Annotated in this window: 4 protein-coding genes; 1 reads left to right on the forward strand and 3 read right to left on the reverse strand. The window is 70.9% G+C overall.

The window, feature by feature from the left end:
• Positions 1–645 precede the first annotated feature (645 nt).
• The gene (gene trpS, locus ACIGAQ_RS20250; RefSeq protein WP_311689049.1) at positions 646–1,671 is read left to right on the forward strand and encodes a tryptophan--tRNA ligase; all 1,026 of its coding nucleotides are present in this window, start codon (positions 646–648) and stop codon (positions 1,669–1,671) included.
• 38 nt (positions 1,672–1,709) lie between these two features.
• Here the strand turns inward: trpS and proC are convergent, their stop codons facing one another.
• From proC to ACIGAQ_RS20265, 3 genes are all read right to left on the reverse strand, one after another.
• On the reverse strand, positions 1,710–2,522 hold the full coding sequence (proC, locus tag ACIGAQ_RS20255; protein ID WP_362286910.1) for a pyrroline-5-carboxylate reductase: 813 nt from the start codon (positions 2,520–2,522) through the stop codon (positions 1,710–1,712).
• Between the two features lie 106 nt (positions 2,523–2,628).
• Positions 2,629–3,423 (reverse strand): ABC transporter permease, encoded by a 795-nt coding sequence (locus tag ACIGAQ_RS20260; protein WP_399784666.1) that lies wholly within the window; start codon positions 3,421–3,423, stop codon positions 2,629–2,631.
• Positions 3,420–4,229, reverse strand: a complete 810-nt coding sequence (locus ACIGAQ_RS20265; protein WP_399784668.1) for an ABC transporter ATP-binding protein — start codon at positions 4,227–4,229, stop codon at positions 3,420–3,422. Before ACIGAQ_RS20265 ends, ACIGAQ_RS20260 begins: the two co-directional genes overlap by 4 nt.
• Between the last annotated feature and the right edge of the window lie 98 nt (positions 4,230–4,327).

The raw sequence follows: 4,327 nt of genomic DNA on the forward strand, positions 1-4,327 counted from the left end.
CTTTGTACTCACCCTCTCGGGCTTTCCTCCGGGCGCTTCCCTTCGGTCTTGCGTTTCCGACTCTATCAGATCTTTTCTCGACCCGATTTCCTCGGTGCTTTCCAGGTTTCCGCTTTCGCGTTTCCCTTTCCGGCGGTTCCGACTCTATCAGATCCTTTCGGGCCTGATTCCCAGTCAGCGGGATTCGCCTTCGCGGCTGTTGGGCCGTTCCGACGAGTGAGACTTTAGCGGATTCCCCGGCTCCCGATCCAATCGGGGGCCGCGTCCTTTCGAACGTGGATTCCTCATTCCGCGAATACGCACGCCAATGAAACGACGACAGAGCTACTGCGTCGAGTAGTGGTGAGTACCTGCGGATTGGCTGCCCGGGGACCGACCGGAGTCGGCGCTCACGTCGGGCAACTCGGAGAACACTACGGATGGGGTCCGGGCGTGTCAACTCAGGGGTGGGCGGCACTCGCGGGGCGTACTGTGGGGCGCATGACGACGCGTACGTGCACCCAGTTCTGGTGGGCCGCCTGACGGCGGCCGTCCTCACGTATGCACTCAACGGCCGCCGCTTCGGCGGCCGTTCGCGTTTCTCCCTCCTGGTACACGAGGGGCGGCCGCTCGGGGCGGTGGTCACGACCAGGAGGTGGAGAAGAGATGACACGGGTCTTCAGCGGGGTCAAGCCGACCGGGCATCTGACGCTGGGGAACTATCTGGGGGCCATGCGGCGGTGGGCCGAGGTCGATCAGCACGCGGCCGACGCCCTGTTCTGCGTGGTGGATCTGCACGCGCTGACCGTGGACCACGATCCCGCGCGGGTGCGGCGGCTCAGCCGTCAGGCGGCGACGCTGCTGCTGGCGGCCGGGCTGGATCCCGAGCGGTGCACGGTGTTCGTGCAGAGTCATGTCGACGAGCACGCGCGGTTGTCGTACGTGCTGGAGTGCGTCGCCACCGACGGTGAGATGCGGCGGATGATCCAGTACAAGGAGAAGGCCGCGCGGGAGCAGCGGCGGGGTGGGAGTGTGCGGCTGTCGCTGCTGACGTATCCCGTGCTGATGGCCGCCGACATCCTGGCGTACGGGGCCGGCGAGGTGCCGGTGGGGGACGACCAGCGGCAGCACGTGGAGCTGGCGCGCGATCTGGCCGTGCGGTTCAACCAGCGGTACGGGCTCACGTTCGTGGTGCCGCGGGCGACGAAACCCGGGGTGGCGGCGCGGGTGATGAATCTGCAGGACCCGGCGTCGAAGATGGGCAAGAGCGACGACGTGGGGCCCGGGATCGTCTATCTGCTGGACGAGCCGGACGTGGTGCGCAAGAAGGTCATGCGGGCGGTGACCGACAGCGGGCGGGAGGTCGTGTACGACCGGGAGGCCCGGCCGGGGCTCGCCAATCTGCTGGAGATCCTCGCCGCGTGCACGGGTGGCGACCCCGAGCGGCTCAGTGGTGCGTACTCGTCCTACGGAGAGTTGAAGCGGGACACCGCCGAGGCTGTCGTGGAGGTGCTCCGGCCCGTGCAGGACAGGCACAAGGAGCTGTGTGCGGATCCGGCGTATGTGGAGCGGGTGCTGCGGGAGGGGGCCGAGCGGGCCCGGGGGATGGCCCGGCCGAGAGTGGATGCCGCGTACCGGGCGATCGGGTTGCTGCCGGCGGCGGAGAGGGAGGCGGCCGGGGCCGGGGTGTGACGGGGCTGCGGGGGCGGGTGCCGGTCCCGCCCCCGTGGTCAGCTGTTGTTGCCGGTGGCCAGGGCGCGGCTGCGGTCGCGGGCGGCTTCGAGGGCGGCGATGAGGGCGGCCCGTACGCCGTGGTTCTCCAGCTCGCGGATGGCGTTGATCGTCGTGCCGGCGGGGGACGTGACGTTCTCGCGGAGCTTGACCGGGTGCTCGCCGCTGTCGCGGAGCATCGTCGCGGCGCCGATGGCGGACTGGACGATGAGGTCGTGAGCCTTGTCGCGCGGCAGGCCGAGGAGGATGCCGGCGTCGGTCATGGCCTCGACCAGATAGAAGAAGTAGGCCGGGCCCGATCCGGAGAGGGCGGTGCAGGCGTCCTGCTGGGACTCGGGGACGCGGAGCGTCTTGCCGACGGCGCCGAAGATCTCCTCGGTGTGGGCGAGGTGGTCGGCGGTGGCGTGGGAACCGGCGGAGATGACGGACATGGCCTCGTCGACCAGGGCCGGGGTGTTCGTCATGACGCGGACGACCGGGGTTCCGGGGGCGAGGCGCTCCTCGAAGTAGGCCGTGGGGATGCCGGCGGCGCCGCTGATGACCAGGCGGTCGGCGGGGACGTGCGGGGCGAGTTCGTCGAGGAGGGTGCCCATGTCCTGCGGCTTGACCGTGAGGATCAGGGTGTCGGCGGTCTTGGCGGCTTCGGCGTTGGTCACCGGGGTGACGCCGTAGCGGGTGCGGAGTTCGTCCGCCCGTTCCTGGCGGCGGGCGGTGACCAGGAGGTCGGCCGGGGTCCAGCCTGCGCGGATCATTCCGCTGAGCAGGGCTTCGCCGATCTTGCCGGTGCCGAGGACTGCGACTTTCTGGGTCATGGCTTTCGGTGCCCTCCGGGGGTTGCGCGTCGTCCGGGTTCATCCTCGCACCCGGGGTCGCGGGGCGGGGGGCGTGTCCGGTGGGCGGGACGCGCGTCCGGGCCGGTCACATGGTGCGGCGGCGGAGGGTGGCCGCTCCCAGGGTGAGGACCAGCAGGGCGCATCCGGCGACGATCGACACGTCCCGGACGAAGGTGGCCGTCATGTCGGTGTGGTGGAGGACCTCGTTCATGCCGTCGACGGCGTAGGACATGGGGAGGACGTCGGAGAGGGCCTCCAGGGCAGGGTGCATGGTGTCGCGCGGGGTGAACAGGCCGCACAGGAGGAGCTGGGGGAAGATCACCGCCGGCATGAACTGGACCGCCTGGAACTCCGAGGCCGCGAAGGCCGAGACGAACAGGCCGAGGGCCGTGCCGAGGAGGGCGTCGAGGAGGGCCACCAGGAGCAGGAGCCAGGGGCTGCCCGTGACGTCGAGGCCGAGGAGCCAGAGCGCGAGGCCGGTGGCCAGGGCGGACTGGATGATCGCGAGGGTGCCGAAGGCGAGGGCGTAGCCGGCGATGAGGTCGCCCTTGCCGAGGGGCATGGCGAGGAGGCGTTCGAGGGTGCCGGAGGTGCGTTCGCGCAGGGTGGCTATGGAGGTCACGAGGAACATCGTGATCAGCGGGAAGATCCCGAGGAGGGACGCGCCGATGCTGTCGAAGGTGCGGGGGCTGCCGTCGAAGACGTAGCGGAGCAGGAGCAGCATCACGCAGGGGATGAGGATCAGCAGCGCGATGGTGCGCGGGTCGTGGGTGAGCTGGCGCAGGACCCGGGTCGCGGTGGCGGTGGTGCGGGACGCGCTGAGGGCGCGTGGGGGCGCGGTGGGGGTGGGGAGGGCCGGTGGTGTGGTCGTGGTGGTCATCGGGTCGTCTCCTTGGTGCGGGCTGCGGCCTTGGCCTCGTCGACCAGGTGCAGGAAGGCCTCTTCGACGGTCTCGGCGCCGGTGCGGGCACGCAGGGCGTCCGGGGTGGTGTCGGCCAGGAGTTCGCCCTCGCGCATGAGGAGGAGGCGGTGGCAGCGCTCGGCCTCGTCCATGACGTGGGAGGAGACGAGGAGGGTGGCGCCGCGGCTCGCCGCGATGTCGTGGAAGAGGGCCCACAGGTCGCGGCGCAGGACCGGGTCCAGGCCGACGGTCGGTTCGTCGAGGACCAGGAGTTCGGGGGTGCCGAGGAGGGCGACGGCCAGGGAGACGCGGCTGCGCTGGCCGCCGGAGAGGTTGCCGGCCAGGGCGTCGGCGTGGGTGGTCAGGTCGACGTCGGTGATGGCCCGGGTGACGTGTTCGTGGCGGCGGTCCGCGGCGGGGCGGCCCGGGTCGAGTATCGCGGCGAAGTAGTCGAGGTTCTGCCGGACGGTCAGGTCGTCGTAGACGGACGGGGCCTGGGTGACGTAGCCGATGCGGGTGCGCAGGGCCGGGTGGCCGGCGGGGTGGCCGAGGACGTCGAGGGTGCCGGTGACCTTGGCCTGGGTGCCGACGATCGCGCGCATGAGGGTGGACTTGCCGCAGCCGGAGGGGCCGAGGAGGCCGGTGATCCGGCCCCGGGGGACGGTGAAGGCGAGGTCGCGGAGGACGGTGCGGGGGCCGCGGGTGACGGTGAGGTGTTCGGCGTGCACGGCCGCCGGGTCCTGGCCGGTGGCGGGGTGTGGTGGGCCGGGAGCATTATTCATCATGCGATGAATAATGCTCCCGGGGGTGGGGGGCGTCAAGCAGTCGGTGTCGGGGCGGCCGGGGTCGGGGGTGGTCGATGTCTGGGGTGGCCGATGCCGGG

Source organism: Streptomyces sp. NPDC085932 (assembly GCF_044540525.1).
Classification (GTDB): Bacteria; Actinomycetota; Actinomycetes; order Streptomycetales; family Streptomycetaceae; genus Streptomyces; species Streptomyces levis.